Origin of the sequence: Parapedobacter sp. 2B3 (assembly GCF_041925275.1) — a bacterium.
Taxonomy (GTDB): domain Bacteria; phylum Bacteroidota; class Bacteroidia; order Sphingobacteriales; family Sphingobacteriaceae; genus Parapedobacter; species Parapedobacter pyrenivorans_A.
Window position 1 is genome coordinate 11,105 of sequence record NZ_JBHEUZ010000013.1, and the last position, 22,825, is coordinate 33,929.

The following is a 22,825-nucleotide window of genomic DNA, read 5'->3' on the forward strand; positions in this document are numbered from 1 at the left end:
GAATGTATCGATGTTAAGGCCTGTTTACGGTGTTTTTTGTATGTGTGTTTGCCTGATGGTGGGGGGCGTGGGATATGCCGCTACCATTCAGGTTGGCCCATCGCACCCCATAACTTCCATTAAGCAAGCCTTGGCGAAAGCAGTAGCTGGCGATACCATCCGGGTACACGCTGGGATATACCGGGAGGGCAATATCGAAATCCGGAAGGGTATTGTCTTGATCGGTGTGGACAACCCGATCATCGACGGTGAAAAGGAATACGAACCCTTTTCCGTTTTCGTTCCCTATGTGACGATAAGTGGTTTTACCATCAAAGCGTCCGGCCAATCGTCGATACGGGATATTGCGGCCATCAAGGTCTACGATACGCACCACATCACGATTGCGGACAATATGCTTGATGACAACTTTTTCGGCATCTATTTACAGGGTTCCCAGCAATGTACCGTACGCAACAATCAGCTTACAGCGTATGGTGAGACCGAACAGCTAACCGGCAACGGGATACACAGTTGGAAAAGTGACAGCCTTTACATCACTGGCAACCGCATCACTGGCCACCGCGATGGGATATACCTCGAGTTCGTCACGCACACTGACGTTCGCGATAACGTGGCATCGGATAACCGGCGGTATGGACTCCACTTTATGTTTTCGCACGAAAACGGGTACTATGGGAATACCTTTTCCCGCAACGGCGCAGGTGTGGCCGTGATGTATACCAAACGGGTGCGCATGGAAAATAATGTATTCAGCGAGAACTGGGGAGATGCAGCCTATGGGCTATTGCTCAAGGATATCACCGATAGCCACATCGAGCATAACGTGTTTTCCCGTAATACCACGGGGATACTGATGGAAGGAAGCAACCGCGTGCAGATACAACGCAACCAATTTGAAGGGAACGGCTGGGCGATGAAAATGCAATCCAGCTGTATGGACAATATGCTTACACAAAACAATTTTGTACAAAATACCTTTGATTTAGCGACCAACGGTTCCTTGAAACTCAATACATTTGTGCGCAATTACTGGGATAAATACGAGGGATACGACCTGGATAAAGACAAGGAGGGGGATGTTCCGTACCGGCCGGTTAGCCTGTTTTCCATGGTGGTGGAGAAATATCCGACGGCCATGCTGTTGTTTCGTAGCTTCATGGTTACGCTGCTCGACCGTACCGAACGGGTGATGCCCAGCCTTATCCCCGAAGATTTGAAGGATGATTTTCCGATGATGACCCCTGTCGCCCTATGATTACCATACAACAACTATCCAAGCGGTTTGGCAAACTGCAAGTGCTCGATGACGTCTCGCTCACCTTGTTGGGAGGGGAATGCGTGGCCCTGATCGGCCCCAATGGGAGCGGGAAAACGACGCTGATCAAAGCGATACTGGGCATGGTGGTACCACAATCGGGGACGATTTTTTTCAAGGGGAACCCGATTGGTCGGCAATGGGAGTACCGGCGCGACATCGGCTACATGCCGCAAATAGGCCGGTATCCGGAAAATATGACCATCGGACAGGTGCTGGACATGATGCGCGATATCCGCAAAATGCCGGAAGCGGCGTTAGATAAGGATCTTTTCGACGTGTTCGAACTACATAATATGCTCGATAAACGCATGGGTACGCTGTCGGGCGGAACACGGCAGAAAGTGAGCGCCTGCCTGGCGTTTATGTTCGAGCCCGAAGTACTCGTCCTCGACGAACCCACCGCCGGCCTCGACCCGGTAGCCACGGAGTTGTTGAAAGATAAAATACTGACAGAAAGAAGCAAAGACAAGTTGATTGTCATTACCTCGCACGTGCTGAGCGATTTGGATGATTTAGTGACCCAGGTCATCTACATGCAGGACGGGCATCCGCTGTTCCACAAATCACTGGATGTCTTGAAAGAAGAAACGGGTACCGACAAACTGGGCAAAGCCATCGCCAAGGTCATGGCCAAAGACGCAGCCGGAAAGGGGGTAACCGTATGAACAAAATTGTAAAATACGTCATTGCAGACCTGTTGCGCAGCCGCACGGTCATGGTATATGCCGCGGCACTGCTGGTGCTATCGTTCAGTGTATTCAGTATCGAAGACAACGCTGACAAAGGGGTGGTTAGCCTATTGAATATCATCCTGTTCGTCGTCCCCTTGGTGAGCATTATTTTTTCGACGGTATACCTGTATAACAGCGCGGAATTTATCGAATTGCTCGTTAGCCAGCCATTGAAACGCCGAACGATATGGCTAAGCATATTCACCGGATTGGCCGGTGCCGTGGCGCTTGCTTTCCTCATCGGCGTAGGTATACCCGTCATACTATATGCGTTTACCCCCTCGGGCATCATACTGCTGCTTTGCGGTATGCTATTGTCGGTCGTATTCGTATCGGTAGCCCTATGGGCTGCGGTGCGTATCCGCGATAAGGCGAAAGGCATTGGCCTATCGATCCTGTTGTGGCTATACTTCGCCCTGCTCTTCGATGCGCTGGTGCTGTTTATCCTATTCCAGTTTGCCGACTACCCCATAGAGAAAGGCATGGTTGCCGTATCCATGCTCAATCCAATCGATATCAGTAGGATATTGATTCTGTTGCAGGTCGATCTGTCGGCAATGATGGGCTACACCGGTGCCATTTTCCGTAATTTCTTCGGAACAGGATGGGGCATGGCGATAACAACCCTGGTACTCTTATTATGGGTAGTCGTGCCCGCGTGGTTCTCCACGCGTTTTTTTGAACGGCGCGACCTCTAATCCGTGCCGCAAATGACAACGTAATGTCAAAAAGTAACGTAGTAAATAAATAAAGGATAAAAGTGTCCGATATTAGTAAGTGTTTAACAAATAACAAATTAGTCATGATTAAAACAGCAGTATTGGATGTGACGCAGATCGAACCGCGGCTAAAACATCCCACCATTTTCGAGCATTTCGATGCATTGGAACAAGGCGAGAGCTTCATCATTCACAACGACCACGACCCGCGGCCGCTTTATTACCAATTATTGGGCGAGCGCGGTAATATTTTTACTTGGGATTACCTGGAATCGGGTCCCGAAACGTGGCAGGTACAACTAACCAAGCCGGCTGCCGAAGCCGAAGAGACCGTGGGCGAGATTGCGGCAAAGGATATGCGCAAAGCTGAAGTATTCAAGAAGCTGGGTATCGATTTCTGCTGTGGTGGCAAGAAGACGCTGAAGGAGGCTATTGCAGAGTTAGGACTGACGGAAGCGCAGGTCAAGGAAGAGCTGGAACGGTCGGAAGCTGCTAGCGGCGGACAGGCTACGCACGATTTCGATTCGTGGGATCTGGGCTTTTTGGCCGACTACATTTATAATGTGCATCACAAGTACATCCGTGAAAGCGGTCCGGTTATCGAACAACTAGCGGAAAAGGTGGCGTCGCGCCATGGTGCCGTGCACCCCGAACTCTTCGGACTGGCAAAGGGGTTAAAGGAACTGATGGCCGAGCTGTACAGCCACGTGCAAAAGGAAGAACGCGTACTGTTCCCGGCCATCAAGACCCTGGAAAGTAGCGGCGACCCCGCGCAGACCGTATTCGGAATTGAGGGGCCGGTACACATGATGGAGGCCGAGCACGACTCCGCAGGCGATGAGCTCAAGGCGTTGCGGAAATTGACGAAAGACTATGAGCTGCCCGCAGATGCTTGCAATTCCTATACCTACCTCTTCGATAAAATAAAGGAATTTGAAAACGACCTCTTCCAACATATCCATTTGGAAAACAATATTTTGTTTCCCAAAGCATTGAAGTTGGAGAAGGAACGTTTGAGCGGCGTGGGAACAGTGTAAGGAGGAAATACCATGGTTATCAGCGAACATACCCGGGTAGCTGAGGTGATTAAAGCCAATGCCGACAGCATCGCAGCGATAGCGGCATTGGCCAAGCCCCTGCGTAAATTGAACAATCCGCTGCTGCGGCGGGTGATGGCGCCGCGGGTGACGTTGGCCGAAGCGGCCGCCATTGGCGGCTGCTCTTTAGCGGATATCCGGGCAGCGTTGGAACCACTGGGTTTCCAGTTCGCAGCGGATGAATCGGCCGCAGGGCCGGAGATACCCAAGCCGGTGCGGCAACCCGACTGGCTCGCCTGCGCCGGCGACACGGAAAAAGACCTTTTTGACGTGCGCGGTATCATCGAGTCTGGCGACGACCCCCTGAAGGCCATCGTGCAGCGATACCGTGCGTTGCCACCGGGAAACCTGTTATGTATCATCAACTCGTTTATCCCGTATCCGCTGCTCAGCCTGCTGGATAAAAAAGGCGCCAAAAGCTACGTGGAAACCGTGGCGGCAAACGAGCACCATACGTGGTTTTTCAAACCGAGGGTGGTGCTCCGGGAGGAAACAGAAACAGCGACCACAGATCGCGTGGTGATGCATGACAAAGAGTCGTTCGAACAGGTGTTGGCCGCTTACCCGGAAGCACAGCGTGTTAAGCTCGACGTGCGACCGCTGCCCATGCCGCTGCCCATGGAAACCATCCTCGAAACGTTACCCACGTTGGCGCCAAACCAAGTGCTGTACATACAGCATAAGCGGGTGCCCCTGCACCTGTTGGAAGAACTGGCCGACCAAGCGTATACCGCACACATCCATGAGGTGGGCGAGGGGGACGTGCGGATGTTGATTATTAGTCGTAAGTCGTAAGTTACTTAGTGGTAAGTTGTAAGTCGTTCGTAAGGCAGCAAACAGCAAAGCGCAAAACAGCAAACAATCATGGCAGACATCAGCATCGGAAAGGCACCCCATCCCATAGCGGTATTGCCGTTTTATGGTACCGGAGCGGTATGCTTCGCGGCACTGGCTGTACTGCTTTTTTTGGCTGCCGGTGAGCTGACGGGGCATCATTTCAGTCCGCACCTCCTAGCCATCGTGCATACGGCAGCATTGGGCTGGGGTACGATGGTCATCTTCGGCGCTGCCTATCAGCTCCTGCCGGTGATCTGCGAGCGCGACCTCTACAGTGTGCCTTTGGCCGTTGCATCATACCTCACGCTCACCTTGGGTGTGTTGCTGTTGGTATGGTCATTTTGGATATTCGAAGTGGGTATTGTGATGATTACCGGCGGCGCACTGGTGGTGATGGCTGCCCTGCTCTATACCATCAATACCTGCGTTACGGCCGGCCGGAACCAACGGACCACGCCCCAACAGGCGTTTATTGTGAGCTCGGCACTGTGGCTGCTCGTTACCGTTACCCTCGGGCTGTTATTGGCTATCAACCTACGCTATACGTTCATACCACGCAATCACCTCGATTTACTGAAGCTCCATGCCCATGCCGGGCTCGCAGGTTGGTTCCTGCAACTCATCACCGGGGTAAGTACCAAGCTGGTGCCGATGTTTCTGCTCGGCAAATCAAAGCGCGAATGGTTGCTCTGCACGGCGCTGGTGTTGCAGAATGTCGGGTTGGTACTGTTCCTTGTCGACGGGTACTTCAATCCCATCACGGCAAAAATGCTGGTTTATGGCGGTATCGTTGCGCTGGGTACGTTAGCCTGGCTGCTTTACCTCGCGGATGCGTATCGCAACCGCTTGCGCCGGAAAGTAGAGCTACTGATGAAGCATGCTGCCGTTTCATTCGCTTGTCTGGTAGCGGGTTTTACCCTAATCCCGATTGCCCATTACTTCTCGGACACGCGCTGGGTATCCCTTTACGGTACGTTCCTTTTCCTCGGATGGATTACGGCCATTATCCTGGGCAAAACATTCAAAACCCTGCCGTTCATCGTTTGGAGTAGCCATTACCGGCACCTCAACGGCAAAGTGAAGGTGCCGCTCCCCAAGCAATTGTATAGTGAACGGCTTACCGTTTACCAGTTTTACCTGTATGTCGCGGCTTTTGTATCGCTTGTGATAGGAATGGTGATGGATTACACTCCGGTCATACGCACGGCGCTATTGCTTTGGATAGTACTGGCCGCCGTGTATGTGGTGAACGTGGCCAAGACGATTTTTCATAAACCGATGATTACAGATGGAGATAAAACTCAATGATCCGTTTGCCGTGGAATTACTCAAGGCACAGACGGCGCTGATGCAGGTCATCGACCCGGAGCTGTACGTCAATATTGTTGATCTCGGCTTGGTTTACGGTGTCGATTTTACCGATGCGGCAAAAGTGAAGGTGACCATGACCCTCTCCACGCCCGGCTGCCCCATGGGCGATGCGATAACGGGGGGTGTGGAAAATGCGTTGGGCGCTGCTTTTCCGGACCGGGAAATCGAAGTCGATATCGTATGGGAGCCCCGGTGGAACTACCACATGATTACCGATGAAGGCAAAGCCCAGATGGGGCTGGAATAAGGACGATTTGACTAAGCTGATTCTTGTCACTTGTAATGGTGACCGCCGTCACATGACCGGGGGAAGGAATCCCTAATTTTGCTATACATATATATAGACGATGAACGATACCAACCAACACACGTTCCACATACCCGTCATGGGATTGGGTTTTACCATCGACACGCCACTGAAAGTGGCGCGGTTTGGTATTTCATCGGCATTATCCCTAGCCGACGACCACCTGCTGGAACAGATGCGTGCATTTTACGCCGCTCAATTCGGCCAACCTTTTACCCCTATTTCGCAAAAGGCTGAAGATTCTCGGGCCAGGCGGATTACGGCGTACCTTAACCTCCTACAAGATATCGTAGACGCGCAGATGGAGCAATTGCGTGCGGCCCCCTTCGGGGCAGACAGTGAACTTACCCGTTATTTTGAGTTGTTGCCGGAAGGGTCGTCGGCTAAGCGCAACTACCTTGCCATGTGTGCCAGCCGTGGTGATAAACGCGGGAAAATGGCCATGGAACTCCGTGCCGCGGTTACAGCGGGAGCGGTCGACGTAAATATCATGACCAAGGTGGATAAGGCCAATTACGCACCGGATGGTACCCCATTGCCACCGGAATATTCGGACGCGTTGGCTGCCCTGCGGGGTTTTGCGCGGAGTAAACTTCGGTCGTCTGTTATCCTGTCGGCTGGGCTCAATCCACGGCTCTATAGTTATTTTGAGCAATTCGACGACTTTTTTCCCGGTAGTGACGGAGCGCTCGCCAAACGCATCACGCTCAAAGTCAGCGATTACCGCTCGGCATTGATCCAGGGCAAGCTATTGGCAAAGAAAGGTTTGTGGGTGTCGGAGTTTCGCATCGAGTCCGGCCTGAACTGCGGCGGACACGCGTTCGTGAGCGATGGTATGTTGCTGGGGCCGATTATGGAGACGTTCAAAACGCAACGCGAGGCACTGTATGCCGAACTGAAAGGTCTGTGCGACACAGCGCTCGGAAATAAGCAACGGTTGGGGTTCCAAGCCAACCCCCCACAACGAATCACCGTACAGGGCGGTATCGGTACCGCGGGAGAGGACCGTTTTTTATTGGACTACTATGAACTGGATGGTACGGGGTGGGGGAGCCCGTTCCTGCTGGTCCCCGAAGCGACCAGTGTGGATGACGATACGTTGGCGAAGTTAGCAAACGCGGCGCCTGATGATTTCTACCTGAGTGATGCATCGCCGCTGGGTGTGCCGTTCCATAATTTCAGGCCGAGCAGTTCGGAAGAACAACGGAAACAACGGATTGTCCGGAATCGGCCGGGCAGCCCGTGCCACAAGAAATTCCTTTCATTTAATACGGAGTTTACCGATAAGCCTATATGCACCGCATCCCGGCAATACCAGCACCTGAAACTCAAGGAAGCGAGGATCAACTTTCCCGAAGAACAGGCGTACCAGGAAGCTGCAGCAGCGATTGTAGAAAAGGACTGCCTGTGTGAGGGCCTTGCCGCACCCGCGGTACTGACCAACGGCATCCCGCCCAAGCATAAACTCAAAGCGGTGACGATATGCCCGGGGCCCAACCTGGCCTACTTTTCTAAAATCGCATCGCTCAAGGAAATGGTCGGCCATATTTACGGTACGGCCAATCTGTTGAACAGCCGCTTCCGCTCAAATTTGTTCGTCAACGAGCTGCGTCTCTATATCGACTACCTGAAAAAGGAAATCGAGAAACACCAGCACGATTTTACCGAAAAGCGAAGCGCCCACTACCAGACGTTCCGCGATAATCTGCTGGGTGGTATTGTCTATTATCGATCCATCATGCCGGCCATGCAGCAATATGCGCAGACAAATATAGACGATATGAAATCCGCGATGGCCGATGCGGAGAAAACATTGCTTCAACTGGTTTTTGATGCTAAAAGGCCGATGTTGCAGCCTGTTTGAGACGCTCGGGAACGATAGGGATGTTACCGTTTTCCAACAAATGTGGGGTCGCTTAGCGTATGGATAAAGGCAATAAGATCTTCTTTTTCCTGCTCGCTTAGCGGTATCCGATTGCCATTCGCTTTCAGGCTCGGATCGAGGTTTTCGGCGGCTAAAACACCATTATCAAAGTAATCCAATACGGCTTTCAAGGTTGGGAATTGCCCAAAACTTCCATACGGGGCCGTATATTCGGCATTTCGCAACGAAGGCACCCGGAAGCTCATGTAATCTTCGGGCTTGCCGGTAACCCGTGCACGGCCGGTTTCTTCCGTGCTGGGATTCACGGGAAAGCCGACGTTCCGGAAACTTTGGTCGGTAAAGAGCGCCGTGCTGTGGCAACCTTCGCATTTCTGTTGGAAAATCTGGTGACCCCGGGCCTCGGTTTCCGTAAATGCCGCGCCCTCGTTCCGCATGACGTTATCGTACTTGCTGTTGGCAGAGATCAATGTATAGGCGTACTGGGCGATGCTCCGGTAAATGCGGTCGGGCGTAATCTGGTCATCGCCGAAAGCATTCCTGAACAGGTCTTGGTAGGCGCGTTCATCCTTTATTTTGCCGATGGCCTCCAAAATCGAGGAATCCATCTCCTCGTGGGTGATGATAGGTACAAGGGGTTGCTTTTCGAGTTGGAGGATATTCCCGTCCCAATTATAGAATCGCATATACGCCAGGTTCTGGATGGGTGGTGTATTGCGGAGCCCAACCCGGTCGTAAATCCCTATGGCTTGTGGATGGTTATCTGCAAACGCATTTGACCGGTTGTGGCAGCTGGCACAGGAAATCGTATTGTTTCCACTGAATTTCTTCTCATGGAATAATTTCTCTCCCAACTCCACGCCATATTTTGTGGGCTTATTGCCTGCTACCGAGCCGTTCAGTGGCGGGAAACCAACCGGTATATCCAGTGGGATTTCGGGGTTATCTAAAGGTGGGGGAACAATAACCTCATCGCTGTTACAGGATAGTAACAACGATGAGATGAAAATCAGGGTGAATATCTTTTTCACTAACTCACTTAATTCTGTACCCCACCGACGGAAAACATGCCCGTGATGTCGCTTGATCCCTCACCCCCCAGGTTGTCGACGAACAGCACCATGTTGGCAGCCGTATGGACACTTGGTGTCGCGTTTCCGTCCCCTAGCGCAATTGTATTGGTTTTTCCGCTCAACAGCTTGTCAAAATCGGCGTTGATGGTAACCCGTGGTGCATTCCTGCCGACAACCGCGTTGTTGGGAAGCGTGAGGGTAATATCCCTGTACGCATCGACCCCCTGTGTATAGGTGTCGGGGTCGCCATTTGTCCCCTCCACGGTGCTTCCGGTATGGATGGATAACTCCTTATGGTCTGTATCATAAAAACCCTCAATCTTGGTAAAACGGTATCCCGTTCCCCATTCCCAATGCATTTCGGTGTCGTTGGCCCCAGCCGCTGCATAAAAATTTGGGAATCTTGCTTCATCCAGCGTATTCAGTTCGGGTTTCACGCCCAAACCGAATTTCAGCTGCTTGTACTCCCCCGCCGGAATATTGTTCAGCACATAGTCCAGCGTCTGCGGTTTGGCATGGTTTACGACGGTCGCGCCCTTGTCCAAATCGCTGATATTATACGGGATTTCGTTGCCGTCCGCTTTCACCAAACGGATGTTGCTGATTACGTACTTCAGTTCCGAAAAGTGGTGTACCTGTCCTTTGGCAGAGGTGTTTACCGTAGCGGTAGATGATGTGGCTTCGCCCAGCACGATGGGGGTATTTTTAAACGTGTTGTTGAAATGAAGCGTGATGTTATTGGCAACAGGGTTATTGTCGTTTTTGCTGCAAGCTGCCAGTGCCACTAACGCAACGAATACCAGGGAATATGTTTTACGTATGTTCATTTTGAGTAATTTTTAGTTGTTCTTAGAATTTAAAGGTCAGCGAGCTGAAAACATTGCGTCCCATCCGCGGGATGTTACCCCAGTCGGCGTAGGTGCTGTAATAGGCATTGAACAAGTTTTCTGCCCCTACCTGCAACGTGGTTTTGAAATTTTTGAAGGTGAAGGTGTAATCGGCAGATACATTCCAGATCCGGTAGGCCGGTGTGAGGTCTTCGCCGTATTCGGGACTGAAGTTTTCCTGCGCCAAATCACCATGCAGCGACGTCAGAATCCCAAAATGGTTGTGCATAAAATGAAGGGATGTTTGATAACTCAGGGGCCGGATAAACGGCAGATTCCCATCTTGGTTGTCCATGGCCCGCGCATAGGTGGCTGTTCCTTTCCAGTGGAGATGCGTAAGGATATCGTAATGGGCATTGAGCGATAGGTTGAACAGTTTCGCGTGGTCTAGCGACGTGTATCCTTTCACGCCGACCGATTGATAGTTCATCGGGCTACCTAAGCTCAAGATCCGACCCACGATGTAATTCCTGATGTGGAAATAGTTTGCCTTGGCTGCGATACCCATGCGTTCGTTTTTAAACCCGGCGCTTGCATTAACCTCGTACGAAGCCTCGTTTTCCAGATCTGGGTTCCCGATGTAATCGTAACGGTCAAAGCTGTTGTAGATGTAATATCCGTACGCTTCCGAGACCGAAGGTGCCCGGTGTCCATAACCTGTTCCAACCGAAAAATCAAATCGATCGATCTGGAGTTGGTAGCTGGCGTGCAAGGCCGGCAACACCCTGTTTTTCTCCTGCGGAGCGCCGGGGTGGAAAATCCAGTTGAACTCCACGTATTTGGAACGGTTGTAATTCCATCCCAAAGAGCCGCCGAAATTGACGGTGCTTATTTCTGAGAGGTCCCACGCATTATTCACCGAAAGGCCGGCAAAACGGGTGGTAACCCAGGGCCAGCTGTAGGCAAACATCGTTTTCTTGCTCCGGTCCTGCGGATACATCGTCATCTCTGCAATCGACAGGTTATTGTACACATTCAGCTGGATGTCAGCGCTGTAATCGCCACGCTTTAAATTAGCTTGGGAAACCAGTCCGTAAGTAGTGCTCCACCCCGGCATGTCCATGTGGACCAGGTTTTCGGGGCGCTTGGTGTCATCCATATAATGCTCCATCGCATTGAAATAAAGCTTGGTGTCCCATGCCCGCATCCATCCGTCTTCGAACAACTGCTTGTAAGCCGCCGACGTAATAATCGCCCGCGATCGCCACAAATCCATCGGCAGTGCGGGGAAACCGACATCGTCGGCCTGGTCGAAAATAGCATCCACCCGTACCGAAGACAGTGCCCCCGTTTTGTATGCCAACCCCAACGACGTGTTGAATTTCTGGTATTGCGAGTGGTTTACCTTGGCATCGATACCATCGTAATAATTGCCTGCCTTCCGGAAGGCGATGCTTCCGTCTGCCACAAACTTATCATCTGCATACGACAGGTTCCCCAGGTTGAAAAACTGGTTGTTATTGAACTCGAAGCCGGTTTGGTAAGCCCCACCCCATATCCTTTCGCCAGCCGCGCCGAATGGGGTGCTTTTCCTTTTCAGGTCAATGCTGCCCGCCACTGTGGCGCCGTGCAGGCTACCCGCCTGACCGGATGTTACATCGATGGTGGCGAGGTTGTTGCTCTCCACATACGAGGTGATCGGATCCATTTTGTCGGTACATGCGCCAAACACGTGCATACCGTCGATGGTCACCGTCGAACGCTCCGTACTCATGCTGTTGAGCAGGGGCTCCCAGGCATACGCACCCCGTTTGATGAAACTGATGCCGTCTGTGGAGGCCAGAAATTCATCTACTGAAACGGCCATTTTCAGTTCGGTCTCGATTTTTCGCTTGGCGATGGCAGTGACGCTAACCTCCTCCAGGGTTTTGACGGTGTCGCTTTCCGAATGTACATGTTGCGCGCGCGTGTTCATTCCGAGGAAAAGAACTAGAAAAATGATAAGGAGCTGCTTCATATCCTTAGAACAAAACATCGATGTACAATTCGCTCTTTACACCTTCAACGCCCGGCGTGAAATCCATAGGCACTTCGGTACCTTTAACGATTCTTCCGTCCGCGTTCAGCATGATGAAGTTCAGCGTCCAGTTGCCCGTCATGGTATAATTGACCACGCCGTGGTACAATCCGTCGCTTTGTTGCGTCAAGTCCACGTTATTGGGCGACGAATGGTTTCCCATGGAGGGCTCCGGCATACGCGGGTCCAGCAGCAGCGTGTAGCCACCTGCCTCGGTGTACGCTAGCCGGGAAGGGTCGGTGCCGTTCAACCGGTAAATACCCGCAATCAACTTGTTTTCGGCAACTTTCGGCCTCAGCGGTGCCACCAACGTGATGATATACTGTTCGTCGTCTTTTCCCGTAAATGCCGTCATGTTCAGGTTTTTGTTGGGCTGTTCCTGAACAGTGATGGGGAGCTTAGCCGTAAAAGTTTGGTTGTCATGGGTGAAGCCAATGTCCAATGCCCAGTTCCCGTCCGCGTCGCTTTCGCTCGTAAAGACCGAGTAGCCCGAGTAATAGTTGCTGTCCGGTTTGTACGCCAATTCGTATTGATGCGGACAAGAACCGGTTACGCCCCCGGCACCGGTGTTGATGGGCAAAAAGGTGATGCCAGCAACCTCGGCCGTCACGCTCGTTGCGCTATTCGTGATTTTCACGCGGATTTCATTGTAACCTTTATAGAAAGCGCCATTCAGTGCCTCAATGCTGATGTCGTAACCTCCGCTATGGATGGTGGCGGCTTCTTTAAACACCGTATGGCCGGGGGGAACAGTGTCTGTAATGCCCTCGTAATCCGTTTTTTCTTTGGTACACGATAATGCCGCGAAGCACACCGCACCAAGAAAAAATAATAATTTTTTCATGTCGTTGTTAACGAATGTCTGGTGAACAATGGTTGGAACAACCTTAAGCTATGCCTTGTGGGTAAGGTTAGCCAATGGGTGGGCGGAATACGGCGGTGTGGTAATTAAATCGGTAATCGACGAGGTCAAGTGAAAAATGGTCCTGGTCGGTTACTTCCTGTGGCTGGGGCAAAGTAAGCGCTACGCCTCCGTTATGCACATACAGCGAACTGTATTCGTACATAACCATATTCTTCTTTGCCTCCTTATCCTCTTTTTCTTCTATTTTCTTCATCAACACGCATTGGCCGTTGCAATGGAGTTGAGGTTGGTCTTTATTGATACACTTTGCAATATACTCCGGTAAGTGGATTTGATACTCCACGGTCATGATACTGCGATAGAACGATTGCAGTGTCAGCGCCACGAAGAGTATATATGCACAAAAACGTATCAAAACCCGTTTACTTATTTGCGTAAAGCATCCGCGACAAAGATAATGAAACAATCCACCCGGGAAATGACATCCGTCATTTTTATCGATATATTCGTATGCTACCCGTCGATCAGTTGCGGCTTGGCCACCTTCATGCCCGTGATGTATAAAACGACGGTGGCTGCGGCCAGCAGAAGAAAGGGCGTTTCCCAATTTCCCACCCAGTCGTATATGGCGCCGAATAGCGGCGGACCTGCGGCAGCCAGTGCGTAGCCGAAAGACTGTGACATGCCCGAAATGCGGGCTGCTTCGCGGGTGGTCCGCGTACGGAGAACAAACCACATCATCACCAAGCTGAATGCCAATCCGGTGCCCAAGCCGAAAAGGATCACGGCGGGGATGATGAACTGCGTGCGCCAGCCGATGATGAGCAATAAGCTCAGTGCCAATGTACTGCCGATAAACCATACCAGCGGTTTATGGTCTTTCATGCGCCCGATGATGATGGGCCCGACAAACATGATGGGGAGCTGTGTGAATTGGATGAATGACAACACCCACCCCGATGTTTCGGCCGCCATGCCCCAATCCTGTAACACGACGGGCAGCCAAGCCACCGAGCAGTAGAAAAGCAGTGATTGGAGCCCCATGAAAAGGGTGATGTACCAAGCGAGTCGCGACCGCAGCATCGATGTGCCTGTTTGCCTATTTGCTACAGATCGATCGGCGGACGCGTCGCTCGAACTACGATTCAATTGTGGTGCCCAGAAGACGATGCCGACAACTGAAAAGACAAGCCACAAACCGATAGACCCTTTCCAGCCATGGCCCGTCCAATGGCCTATCGCAATGCTGAATCCGGATGCTAGCGAAGCGGTGATGTTCATTGCCACACTATAGATGCCGGTTACCAAGCCGATTTTCTTGGGGAATCGCTGTTTGATGAACGGTGGCACAAGCACGTTGCCAAATGCGATGCCGCAGCCTACGAGTGCGGCTCCGGAAAATAGCAACGCGGTATTTGACGATGCTCGGATAAGCAACCCGAAACCGATGGCCCATATGGCGGCCCAAAGCAGCGTCTCGATACGCCACCTGTCGGCTAATTTGGGTGCTATGGGAGAGAGCATGGCAAACGCCAATAGGGGAATGGTGGTGATGAGGCCTGCCAGCGTATTGGAAAGGTCCAAAGCCTCTTGGATCTGCGGGACCACCGGGCCCACGCTGGTGATAGGTGCCCGCAGGTTGGTGGCTACCAGAATAATGCCAATCAACAAAATAAATTTACTCCATCGCGCCGCCGTGGCTGTTTGCTCCGTTACCATGTCAAGATAGTGAGACCCGATCCCATGCGCGGGCGAAAGTAGGGTTAATTTGGGCGATGCCACAATGGATTCCGCATTTTGACAATAGGATTATCAACCTACGGCAGGATAGCGCTTTCCACATGTCGCCCCCGGTGTGTATATCTTTTTCCGCCGATTGTGCGTACGGTCATAAAGTCGACTAATGAAGTGGGATAATTTTGTGTGTATAACGAACAATGTATGGAAAAGTACGTCATCAAACGGAGCGGAGCTTACGAGCCCTTCCAATCCTATAAAATCAAAGACGCCATCACAAAGGGCTTCGAAAGCGTATCCGGGTTGTTGGACGAAACGGTCTATGAAACGGTCGTGGCATCGCTCGAGGAAAAAGATACCTGGGCGGTGGAGGAAATCCAGGACCGTATCGAAAAGGCCCTCTACGAAAGGCAGCACTTCGAAGCCATGCGCTCTTTTATGGTGTACCGCCATACGCGGAAGTTACAGCGTGAGCACATCCATGGTTTTAACGAAGATACCACTTATGTGGATAGTACGCAGACCATTGAGGAGTACATCACGCAAACGGACTGGCGCATCAACGCTAATGCGAACGTTTCCTATTCCAGCGCCGGACTGATAAACAATACCGCCGGTAAGGTGATTGCCAACTATTGGCTGGATAAGGTATACAGCAAGGAAGAGGGATACGCGCACCGTAATGGCGACCTACATATCCACGACCTCGACTGCCTAACGGGATACTGTGCAGGGTGGAGCCTGCGTGTACTGCTCAACGAAGGATTCAATGGCGTGCGGGGTAGGGTGGAGAGCCGCCCACCATCCCATTTCCGCGAAGCCCTTGGGCAGATGGCCAATTTCCTGGGCATCTTACAGAGTGAATGGGCCGGTGCACAAGCATTCAGCTCATTCGATACCTACCTGGCTCCCTACGTGTTCAAAGACCAGTTGCCTTATGCCGATGTGTTAAAGGCCATACGCAGCTTCGTGTACAACCTCAACGTACCGGCCCGATGGGGGCAGTCGCCCTTTACCAATATCACGCTCGACTGGAACGTGCCGGATGACCTCAAGGACCAGATTCCCACACGGCGCGAAATACACCTTTTCGAAGGGTTGCAGGATGAAGCACTGCGCCATTTGGCGCGCGAGCGGGGGGCTGAATTTTTGGAAGACTTATGCTACAAACATTTCCAGCCCGAGATGGATATGATCAACCGGGCCTATTACACTGTGATGACCGAAGGGGATGCCAATGGCCAGCCATTTACGTTCCCCATACCGACGGTCAACATCACGGAAGATTTCGATTGGGAAAGCGAGAATGCGACACTCCTATTCGAAAACACGGCCAGGATCGGATCTTCCTACTTCCAGAATTTTGTGGGCAGCCAGTATATGCTGGATGAGGCGGGCGATCGGGTGGAAAATCCGGAAGCGTACAAACCCAATGCCGTGCGGAGCATGTGCTGCCGCTTGCAACTGGACCTCCGGGAATTACTCAAGCGGGGGAATGGCTTATTTGGCAGCGCGGAAATGACCGGCAGCATCGGCGTAGTTACCATCAACATGGCGCGTTTGGGTTACCGCTTTAAGGAAGACAAAGAAGGCCTGTATCGGCAGCTCGACCATTGGCTCCTGCTGGCAAAATCAACCTTGGAGAAAAAACGGAAGTTCATCCAGGAGCTGTACGACAGGGGCTTGTATCCCTATACCAAGCGCTACCTGCCGCATTTCCGAAATCACTTTTCGACCATCGGCGTGAATGGCATGAACGAGATGATACGGAATTTTTCGGGCGATCGGTATGACATCGTTTCGGATGAAGGGGTAGCGTTTGCCACGGCAATCCTCGAACATATCCGCATGCGTATGCGCGAATTTCAGGAAAGCACGGGCAACCTATACAACTTGGAAGCCACGCCTGCCGAGGGGACGACCTACCGTTTTGCCAAAGAGGATAAAAAACGATTCCCGGATATCTTGCAAGCCGGGCAGGGCGAAAATATCTACTACACCAACAGCTCGCAACTGCCGGTCGATTATACGGAAGACCCCTTTGAGGCGTTGTTGCTGCAAGATAACCTGCAATGCAAATACACCGGTGGTACCGTACTGCACCTGTACATGAGCGAGCGGCTCAGCTCGCCCGATGCCTGCCGGAATTTTGTACGTACGGTTATCAGCCATTTCAAACTGCCCTATATCACCGTTACACCGGTATTCAGCATCTGCCCCGTACACGGGTATCTATCCGGTGAACATGAGTATTGCCCCCAATGCGACGAACTTATTTTAGCAACTCACCAACATACAATAATAGATGGATACACAACAACAACATGACCTGGTTTTGGAGCAAAACCGGGAGAAACGAAGCAAATGCTTGGTTTACACACGCGTAATGGGATACCACCGTCCGGTGGAGAGTTTCAATATCGGAAAGAAAGGGGAACACCGGCAACGAACGCATTTCACCGAACGCCGTGCCGAAACCCATCTATAGCATCACGCCGTTTACGCTATTGGATTTTCCCGGCAAAACAGCCTGCATTCTTTGGTTTGCAGGCTGTAATATGCGTTGTACCTATTGCTACAACCCTGATATCGTTCTGGGGAAGGGGCACATCTCCCTGGTGGAAGCCCTGGGGTTCCTCGAGTCGCGCCGGGGGCTGCTGCAAGGCATGGTACTGAGTGGCGGTGAATGTACGTTACACCCCACGATTTTCCCGTTGCTTGAGGCGGCGAAGGGGTATGGCTTTGACGTGAAGATCGATACCAATGGCTCGCGGCCGGAAGTGCTGAAGGCATTGATAAAGCGGTGTTTGGTCGATTACGTGGCGCTTGATTTCAAGGCGCTGGAGCACCGTTACCACACGATAACCAAATCGGGTTTGTTTACGGAATTTGTCGAGAGCCTATCGCTGCTCAATCGGTCCAGTGTGCCGTTTGAAGTGCGCACCACGGTGCATAGCGATTTGATTACCCATGATGATTTGCAGGCGATGGTTGGCTGGTTACAGCGGCATGCTTACAGGGGACCATATTACATTCAGCATTATGTAAACGATGTGCCCGTACTCGGCGCGCTGGGCCGATCGCGGAGAGACGCGGTCCAAGCTGCCTTATCAGTGGATGATATACGGGTCATGGAACGCGGATAATTCCGATATTTCTTCTGAAAATCCCTACTATTTATAGGAACTTTATAGGGATATAATAGGGTTTTTATAGGGACTTCATAGGGGAAAATACCTATAATGTACCATTTATATACCTATTACTTATTTTTAATCTACCATTTATATAAAAGAATACGAGGAAGACTAGCTGGCTTTGGAGTAAAAAAATGGTAAACGTGGACAAAAAACGGCCCCAACACCGTGACAGGGATTGGGGCCGCATATGTTTGTTTTACGACGTACCGCTACTTGCTTAGGTACATCGACTTCTTGGCATACATTTCCCGGAAAAAGGGGTCGTCCAAGTCCTTGATGAAACGGATGGCTTCACCGGTAGATTTCATTTCAGGCCCCAGTTGCTTATCAACATCAGGGAACTTGTCGAACGAGAAAATCGGTTCCTTGATAGCGTAGCCTTTGAGTTTGCGCTCGATGGTAAAGTCCTTGAGTTTGTTGGCACCCAGCATCACCTTGGTGGCAATGTTCACGTAGGGCACATCATACGCCTTGGCGATGAACGGAACGGTACGCGATGCCCGCGGATTGGCTTCGATGACATATACCTTTTCATCTTTAATCGCAAACTGGATGTTGAGCAGCCCACGTACATTCAATGCCTTGGCGAGCTTGATGGTATATTCCTCCATCTTTCGCTGCACATTTTCGGACAAGCTGAATGTTGGCAGCACCGCACTGGAATCGCCGGAGTGGATACCTGCCGGTTCGATATGCTCCATCATCCCGATGATGTGTACGTCTTCCCCGTCACAGATCGAATCGGACTCTGCCTCTTCCGCCCTGTCGAGGAAATGATCGATCAGCACGCGGTTGCCAGGGAGGTTGCGCAGCAATTTCACAACCGCCGTTTCCAGCTCTTCATCGTTGATGACGATGCTCATCCGCTCGCCGCCGAGTACGTAACTTGGGCGGACCAATACCGGATAGCCCACGTGCTTGGCTACCTGGAGCGCTTCTTCTGCGCTTTCTGCCACACCGTATTTAGGGTACGGGATGTCCAGTGATTTGAGCAGGTCGGAGAAGCGCCCGCGATCTTCGGCCAAGTCCATGTCGTGGAAGGATGTGCCGATGATCTTTATACCATTGGATTCGAGCTGTTCGGCCATCTTCAGGGCCGTTTGCCCGCCCAGCTGTACGATAACGCCTTCGGGTTTTTCCAGTTCGATGATCTCCCGTACGTGCTCCCAGTAAACCGGTTCGAAGTAAAGTTTGTCGGCCATGTTGAAGTCCGTCGACACCGTCTCGGGGTTGCAATTGACCATGATCGACTCGTATCCGGCTTCTTTGGCGGCGAGTAGGCCATGCACGCAGGAGTAGTCGAACTCGATACCCTGTCCGATACGGTTGGGACCGGACCCAAGTACAATGATTTTCTTCCTGTCGGATACCACGGATTCGTTTTCCTCTTCGAAGGTAGAGTAGTAGTAAGGGGTTTGTGCCGGAAACTCCGCGGCACAGGTATCCACCATTTTGTATACCCTACGGATGCCCAGTTCCTTCCGTCTGTTGTAGACATCGTCTTCAGACACATTAGTGAGCAACCAAGCGATTTGCTCATCCGAGTAACCTTTTTGCTTCAAGGTGATGAAGAAATCCTTGGGGATATTGTTGAGCTGGTAACGGCGCAGTTCGGTTTCGAGGGCGACCAACTCTTGTATTTGGATCAGGAACCACTTGTCGATATGGGTTGCTTTCCGGATGGACTCCAGCGGAACGCCCAGTTCGAAGGCATCTTTGATATGGAAAAGGCGGTCGCTGCTGGGGTGTTCCAGGCTATACATGATCTCCTCGAGGTTGCGCAGCTGTTTGCCATCCGCACCGAGGCCGTGGCGGCCCGTTTCGAGGCTCTGGCAGGCTTTCTGCAAGGCTTCGATAAAGGTACGGCCGATGGCCATCACTTCGCCCACCGATTTCATCTGTAGGCCGAGTTCGCGATTTGCACCTTTGAACTTGGCGAAATTCCAACGGGGCACCTTTACGATGACATAATCCAGCGTGGGCTCGAAATAGGCCGACGTGGTTTTAGTGATCTGGTTTTCTATTTCATCCAGGTGATACCCGATGGCCAGCTTAGAAGCGATTTTGGCAATGGGGTAACCCGTTGCTTTAGAAGCCAGCGCAGAAGAGCGCGACACGCGCGGGTTGATTTCGATGGCGATGATATCCTCGTTTTCGGGGTTCACCGAAAATTGTACGTTGCAGCCGCCGGCGAAGTTACCGATGGCCCGCATCATCTTGATGGCCTGGTTGCGCATCTCCTGGTAACAACGGTCGCTCAACGTCATGCCGGGCGCTACGGTAATCGAATCGCCGGTATGCACACCCATCGGGTCGAAGTTCTCGATGGTACAGATGATGATCACATTGTCGGCACCATCGCGCAGCAATTCCAGTTCAAACTCTTTCCAGCCCAATACGGCTTGTTCCACCAGCACTTCATGCGTGGGAGAGGCCTGCAACCCGCGACTGAGTGCCGCCTCGAACTCTTCCTTTTTATGCACAAATCCGCCGCCGGTACCGCCCAGGGTGTACGAGGGCCGGATAACCAACGGGAATCCGATTTGCTGGGCAGCTTCCTTACCTTCGAGAAAGGAGTTGGCAATCTTGGATGTAGCCACGCCCACGCCGATTTCCACCATCAGTTTACGAAACTCTTCCCGGTTCTCGGTTTTCTCGATGGCCGCGACGTCCACGCCGATTACCTGTACGTCATATTTTTCCCAAAGCCCGCGTTCGGAAGCCTCTATGCATAGGTTAAGTGCCGTTTGCCCACCCATGGTAGGGAGTACGGCATCAATCTGCTGCTCACGTAGGATTTGTTCGATGCTTTCGCACGTGAGCGGCAGCAAGTACACATGGTCGGCAATGACCTTATCGGTCATGATGGTGGCCGGATTGGAGTTGATGATGGATACGGTAATCCCTTCCTCCTTAAGCGAGAGGGCAGCCTGTGATCCCGAATAGTCAAATTCGCAGGCCTGGCCGATAACGATGGGGCCTGAACCGATAATTAAAACCGAATTGATGGAAGTGTTTCTGGGCATTTTTCCGAGCGTTTTGTCGGAGTGCAAAGGTATGTTTTTTAATGGAATAAACGATGGATAATTTCAATAACCGTCATTTATTGTTCGGCCCGTCGTTTCTGCCTACCTGTTTTTAGGTATTTTTTCGCCGTTCTACATAAATTATTTTTTGCTAACACGGGAATATCTTACTTTTGGGCGTTTATTTTATTTACAACATAAAATTAAAACCATGAAAATTAAATTGACGTTATTGACCCTATTTGCGGCATTTGCTTTCACGGCATCTGCACAAGATTACAAAAACTCTATCGGTATCCGTCTCGGTGGTGGTTATTATGACTTAATTGGTGCTTCTTTCAAGACGTTTATCTCAGATCCGGCAGCGCTGGAGTTCAATTTGGGTATCCGGCCGAGCATCACGTACGGTCTAACCGATGGCATTACCAACGTGTCCGTATCCGGCGCTTACCAGCACCATTTTCCAATTGGCAATATTGAAGGTTTCAAATGGTATGTGGGTGGGGGTGCTGTCATTGCGCACACTTCCAGCAGTTTTGATGATTGGCAGGGTATTTCCGTGGGTATCTTCCCTACCGGCGGTGTTGACTACAAATTGAAAAATGCACCGTTCGCGTTTTCTGCCGATGTTAGACCTACGGTACACGCGGTGAAGACCTATTTCAATACCGTATATATGAATGGCGGCGTAACCGCCCGTTACGTATTTTAAGAACAAGCGGTTTTACTGCAACGGATTGCCATTGGTTGAAGACGCCAATGGCAATTTTTTATGCCTTTCCGTTGTGATACTGAGCCTTTTTAGCCTACCATAGGCACAATAGGCAACGGACGGCCCCACTCCGCCGGTGTTTATGTACGCCCCGGAAGGACGTTGTTTTGGTGCGCCGGAGCATACTTTCCATTAGAAATGATATGGTTTCTGTTCAAGACAGTATTGTTATGAAGTTATGTTACGCAACATAGGTCGAAGAGCAGGCTGTTTTTTAGCATATATTTTTAGGGAAGCATGCACACCGTCTTACAGTGGTTACGGTGTATGGGCTTATGGGAAAAACTGTTACCTTTGAATAAGGTAGAACAATCAGTTCATGCATGAAGTCATTATAGAACACAAAGGCCGGAAAACCCAGGAATGACCAAAATCACGACAGCTTCATCGCCATTGAAGAGAAATTTAGAGGGATGAAAATTAGCCGGCAACCCCTCAAAATAGCCATCGTCGGTCCCGAGTCGACCGGCAAATCGACCATTGCGGAGCAACTGGCTCGGCAACTGGATACGGTATGCGTACCGGAGTATGCACGTGAATATTGCCGCCACCTGAACCGGGAGTACACCTTGCAGGATGAAATGAACATGTTCTACGGACAGCTGGCATTGGAGCGTAGTTTGGTGCCACTTGCGCAGAATGACGTGTTGGTCTGTGACACCATGTTCCTGACCATTAAAATCTGGTGCGACCACCTCTTCGGGCATACGCCGGACGAAGTATTGGATGCGCTCCGGGCGAGCCACTATGATCTATATTTACTGATGGACATCGACTTGCCCTGGGTGGACGACCCACTACGGGATTTCCCAGGCTTGCGCGAACATTTCATGGGGGTTTGGCACAGCGAATTGCAAGCAATTGACGCCAACTACCAGGTGATTTCAGGACTAGGTGAGGATCGGTTTAACAATGCATGGGAAGCCGTCCGAAAATCTCTATAAAAATAAAAGCCGCCCGTATGGGCGGCTCCGTATTCGTGT

Annotated in this window: 20 protein-coding genes; 13 read left to right on the top strand and 7 right to left on the bottom strand. The window is 51.4% G+C overall.

What is annotated here, in order from left to right; all coding sequences use genetic code 11:
* The first annotated feature begins 40 nt into the window (after nucleotides 1-40).
* The 8 genes from ACEVG1_RS14875 (at nucleotide 41) to ACEVG1_RS14910 (ending at nucleotide 8,247) form a co-directional block, all read left to right on the top strand.
* Nucleotides 41-1,258, top strand: coding sequence for a nitrous oxide reductase family maturation protein NosD (locus ACEVG1_RS14875; RefSeq protein WP_374744543.1), 1,218 nt, complete (start codon nucleotides 41-43; stop codon nucleotides 1,256-1,258).
* A complete protein-coding gene (locus tag ACEVG1_RS14880) occupies nucleotides 1,255-1,986 on the top strand; it encodes an ABC transporter ATP-binding protein (protein WP_374744544.1) in 732 nt (243 codons plus the stop codon). Before ACEVG1_RS14875 ends, ACEVG1_RS14880 begins: the two co-directional genes overlap by 4 nt.
* A complete protein-coding gene (locus ACEVG1_RS14885) occupies nucleotides 1,983-2,750 on the top strand; it encodes an ABC transporter permease (RefSeq protein WP_374744545.1) in 768 nt (255 codons plus the stop codon). Before ACEVG1_RS14880 ends, ACEVG1_RS14885 begins: the two co-directional genes overlap by 4 nt.
* A gap of 104 nt (nucleotides 2,751-2,854) precedes the next feature.
* Entirely contained in the window at nucleotides 2,855-3,808 is a 954-nt protein-coding gene (gene ric / locus ACEVG1_RS14890; protein WP_374744546.1) for an iron-sulfur cluster repair di-iron protein, read from the top strand.
* A gap of 12 nt (nucleotides 3,809-3,820) precedes the next feature.
* Entirely contained in the window at nucleotides 3,821-4,663 is an 843-nt protein-coding gene (locus ACEVG1_RS14895; RefSeq protein ID WP_374744547.1) for a DUF2249 domain-containing protein, read from the top strand.
* Between the two features lie 69 nt (nucleotides 4,664-4,732).
* Nucleotides 4,733-6,013: a hypothetical protein gene (locus ACEVG1_RS14900; protein WP_374744548.1), complete on the top strand. Its 1,281-nt coding sequence runs from the start codon at nucleotides 4,733-4,735 to the stop codon at nucleotides 6,011-6,013.
* Nucleotides 5,994-6,323, top strand: a complete 330-nt coding sequence (locus ACEVG1_RS14905) for a metal-sulfur cluster assembly factor (protein ID WP_374744549.1) — start codon at nucleotides 5,994-5,996, stop codon at nucleotides 6,321-6,323. The genes ACEVG1_RS14900 and ACEVG1_RS14905 overlap by 20 nt, the downstream gene beginning before the upstream one ends.
* Nucleotides 6,324-6,423: 100 nt before the next feature.
* The gene (locus ACEVG1_RS14910; RefSeq protein ID WP_374744550.1) at nucleotides 6,424-8,247 is read left to right on the top strand and encodes a hypothetical protein; all 1,824 of its coding nucleotides are present in this window, start codon (nucleotides 6,424-6,426) and stop codon (nucleotides 8,245-8,247) included.
* A gap of 23 nt (nucleotides 8,248-8,270) precedes the next feature.
* Here the strand turns inward: ACEVG1_RS14910 and ACEVG1_RS14915 are convergent, their stop codons facing one another.
* The 6 genes from ACEVG1_RS14915 to ACEVG1_RS14940 all read right to left on the bottom strand — a co-directional run bounded on the left by ACEVG1_RS14915 (nucleotide 8,271) and on the right by ACEVG1_RS14940 (nucleotide 14,889).
* Nucleotides 8,271-9,296, bottom strand: coding sequence for a cytochrome-c peroxidase (locus tag ACEVG1_RS14915; protein ID WP_374744551.1), 1,026 nt, complete (start codon nucleotides 9,294-9,296; stop codon nucleotides 8,271-8,273).
* A gap of 8 nt (nucleotides 9,297-9,304) precedes the next feature.
* A complete protein-coding gene (locus ACEVG1_RS14920; RefSeq protein ID WP_374744552.1) occupies nucleotides 9,305-10,165 on the bottom strand; it encodes an MbnP family protein in 861 nt (286 codons plus the stop codon).
* Nucleotides 10,166-10,187: 22 nt separating this feature from the next.
* Nucleotides 10,188-12,182, bottom strand: a complete 1,995-nt coding sequence (locus ACEVG1_RS14925) for a TonB-dependent receptor plug domain-containing protein (protein ID WP_374744553.1) — start codon at nucleotides 12,180-12,182, stop codon at nucleotides 10,188-10,190.
* A gap of 4 nt (nucleotides 12,183-12,186) precedes the next feature.
* Nucleotides 12,187-13,086: a hypothetical protein gene (locus ACEVG1_RS14930; protein ID WP_374744554.1), complete on the bottom strand. Its 900-nt coding sequence runs from the start codon at nucleotides 13,084-13,086 to the stop codon at nucleotides 12,187-12,189.
* A 67-nt stretch (nucleotides 13,087-13,153) separates the two neighbouring features.
* The gene (locus tag ACEVG1_RS14935; RefSeq protein ID WP_374744555.1) at nucleotides 13,154-13,360 is read right to left on the bottom strand and encodes a hypothetical protein; all 207 of its coding nucleotides are present in this window, start codon (nucleotides 13,358-13,360) and stop codon (nucleotides 13,154-13,156) included.
* 260 nt (nucleotides 13,361-13,620) lie between these two features.
* A complete protein-coding gene (locus tag ACEVG1_RS14940) occupies nucleotides 13,621-14,889 on the bottom strand; it encodes a CynX/NimT family MFS transporter (protein ID WP_374744556.1) in 1,269 nt (422 codons plus the stop codon).
* A 159-nt stretch (nucleotides 14,890-15,048) separates the two neighbouring features.
* Here ACEVG1_RS14940 and ACEVG1_RS14945 point away from each other — a divergent pair, with 159 nt between their 5' ends.
* The 3 genes from ACEVG1_RS14945 to ACEVG1_RS14955 are packed head-to-tail and all read left to right on the top strand — an operon-like array spanning nucleotide 15,049 to nucleotide 17,990.
* Entirely contained in the window at nucleotides 15,049-17,172 is a 2,124-nt protein-coding gene (locus tag ACEVG1_RS14945; RefSeq protein ID WP_374744557.1) for a ribonucleoside triphosphate reductase, read from the top strand.
* Entirely contained in the window at nucleotides 17,150-17,332 is a 183-nt protein-coding gene (gene nrdD / locus ACEVG1_RS14950; protein WP_374744558.1) for an anaerobic ribonucleoside-triphosphate reductase, read from the top strand. The genes ACEVG1_RS14945 and nrdD overlap by 23 nt, the downstream gene beginning before the upstream one ends.
* On the top strand, nucleotides 17,313-17,990 hold the full coding sequence (locus tag ACEVG1_RS14955; RefSeq protein WP_374744559.1) for an anaerobic ribonucleoside-triphosphate reductase activating protein: 678 nt from the start codon (nucleotides 17,313-17,315) through the stop codon (nucleotides 17,988-17,990). Before nrdD ends, ACEVG1_RS14955 begins: the two co-directional genes overlap by 20 nt.
* A 263-nt stretch (nucleotides 17,991-18,253) precedes the next feature.
* Here the strand turns inward: ACEVG1_RS14955 and carB are convergent, their stop codons facing one another.
* Nucleotides 18,254-21,070 carry a carbamoyl-phosphate synthase large subunit gene (gene carB, locus ACEVG1_RS14960; protein WP_374744560.1) on the bottom strand — a complete coding sequence of 939 codons (2,817 nt, stop codon included), beginning with the start codon at nucleotides 21,068-21,070 and terminating at the stop codon, nucleotides 18,254-18,256.
* 211 nt (nucleotides 21,071-21,281) lie between these two features.
* Here carB and ACEVG1_RS14965 point away from each other — a divergent pair, with 211 nt between their 5' ends.
* Entirely contained in the window at nucleotides 21,282-21,782 is a 501-nt protein-coding gene (locus ACEVG1_RS14965; protein WP_374744561.1) for a hypothetical protein, read from the top strand.
* 473 nt (nucleotides 21,783-22,255) lie between these two features.
* The gene (locus ACEVG1_RS14970; protein ID WP_374744562.1) at nucleotides 22,256-22,786 is read left to right on the top strand and encodes an AAA family ATPase; all 531 of its coding nucleotides are present in this window, start codon (nucleotides 22,256-22,258) and stop codon (nucleotides 22,784-22,786) included.
* Nucleotides 22,787-22,825 lie beyond the last annotated feature (39 nt).

Coding starts and splice junctions, on each gene's coding strand:
- ACEVG1_RS14910 (WP_374744550.1), top strand. CDS start 6,424: ATGAACGATACCAACCAACACACGTTCCACATACCCGTCATGGGATTG.
- ACEVG1_RS14970 (WP_374744562.1), top strand. CDS start 22,256: ATGAAAATTAGCCGGCAACCCCTCAAAATAGCCATCGTCGGTCCCGAG.
- ACEVG1_RS14900 (WP_374744548.1), top strand. CDS start 4,733: ATGGCAGACATCAGCATCGGAAAGGCACCCCATCCCATAGCGGTATTG.
- ACEVG1_RS14905 (WP_374744549.1), top strand. CDS start 5,994: ATGGAGATAAAACTCAATGATCCGTTTGCCGTGGAATTACTCAAGGCA.
- ACEVG1_RS14965 (WP_374744561.1), top strand. CDS start 21,282: ATGAAAATTAAATTGACGTTATTGACCCTATTTGCGGCATTTGCTTTC.
- ACEVG1_RS14895 (WP_374744547.1), top strand. CDS start 3,821: ATGGTTATCAGCGAACATACCCGGGTAGCTGAGGTGATTAAAGCCAAT.
- ACEVG1_RS14920 (WP_374744552.1), bottom strand. CDS start 10,165: ATGAACATACGTAAAACATATTCCCTGGTATTCGTTGCGTTAGTGGCA.
- ACEVG1_RS14875 (WP_374744543.1), top strand. CDS start 41: ATGTGTGTTTGCCTGATGGTGGGGGGCGTGGGATATGCCGCTACCATT.
- ACEVG1_RS14925 (WP_374744553.1), bottom strand. CDS start 12,182: ATGAAGCAGCTCCTTATCATTTTTCTAGTTCTTTTCCTCGGAATGAAC.
- carB (WP_374744560.1), bottom strand. CDS start 21,070: ATGCCCAGAAACACTTCCATCAATTCGGTTTTAATTATCGGTTCAGGC.
- ACEVG1_RS14885 (WP_374744545.1), top strand. CDS start 1,983: ATGAACAAAATTGTAAAATACGTCATTGCAGACCTGTTGCGCAGCCGC.
- ric (WP_374744546.1), top strand. CDS start 2,855: ATGATTAAAACAGCAGTATTGGATGTGACGCAGATCGAACCGCGGCTA.
- ACEVG1_RS14880 (WP_374744544.1), top strand. CDS start 1,255: ATGATTACCATACAACAACTATCCAAGCGGTTTGGCAAACTGCAAGTG.
- ACEVG1_RS14930 (WP_374744554.1), bottom strand. CDS start 13,086: ATGAAAAAATTATTATTTTTTCTTGGTGCGGTGTGCTTCGCGGCATTA.
- nrdD (WP_374744558.1), top strand. CDS start 17,150: ATGGATACACAACAACAACATGACCTGGTTTTGGAGCAAAACCGGGAG.
- ACEVG1_RS14935 (WP_374744555.1), bottom strand. CDS start 13,360: ATGAAGAAAATAGAAGAAAAAGAGGATAAGGAGGCAAAGAAGAATATG.
- ACEVG1_RS14945 (WP_374744557.1), top strand. CDS start 15,049: ATGGAAAAGTACGTCATCAAACGGAGCGGAGCTTACGAGCCCTTCCAA.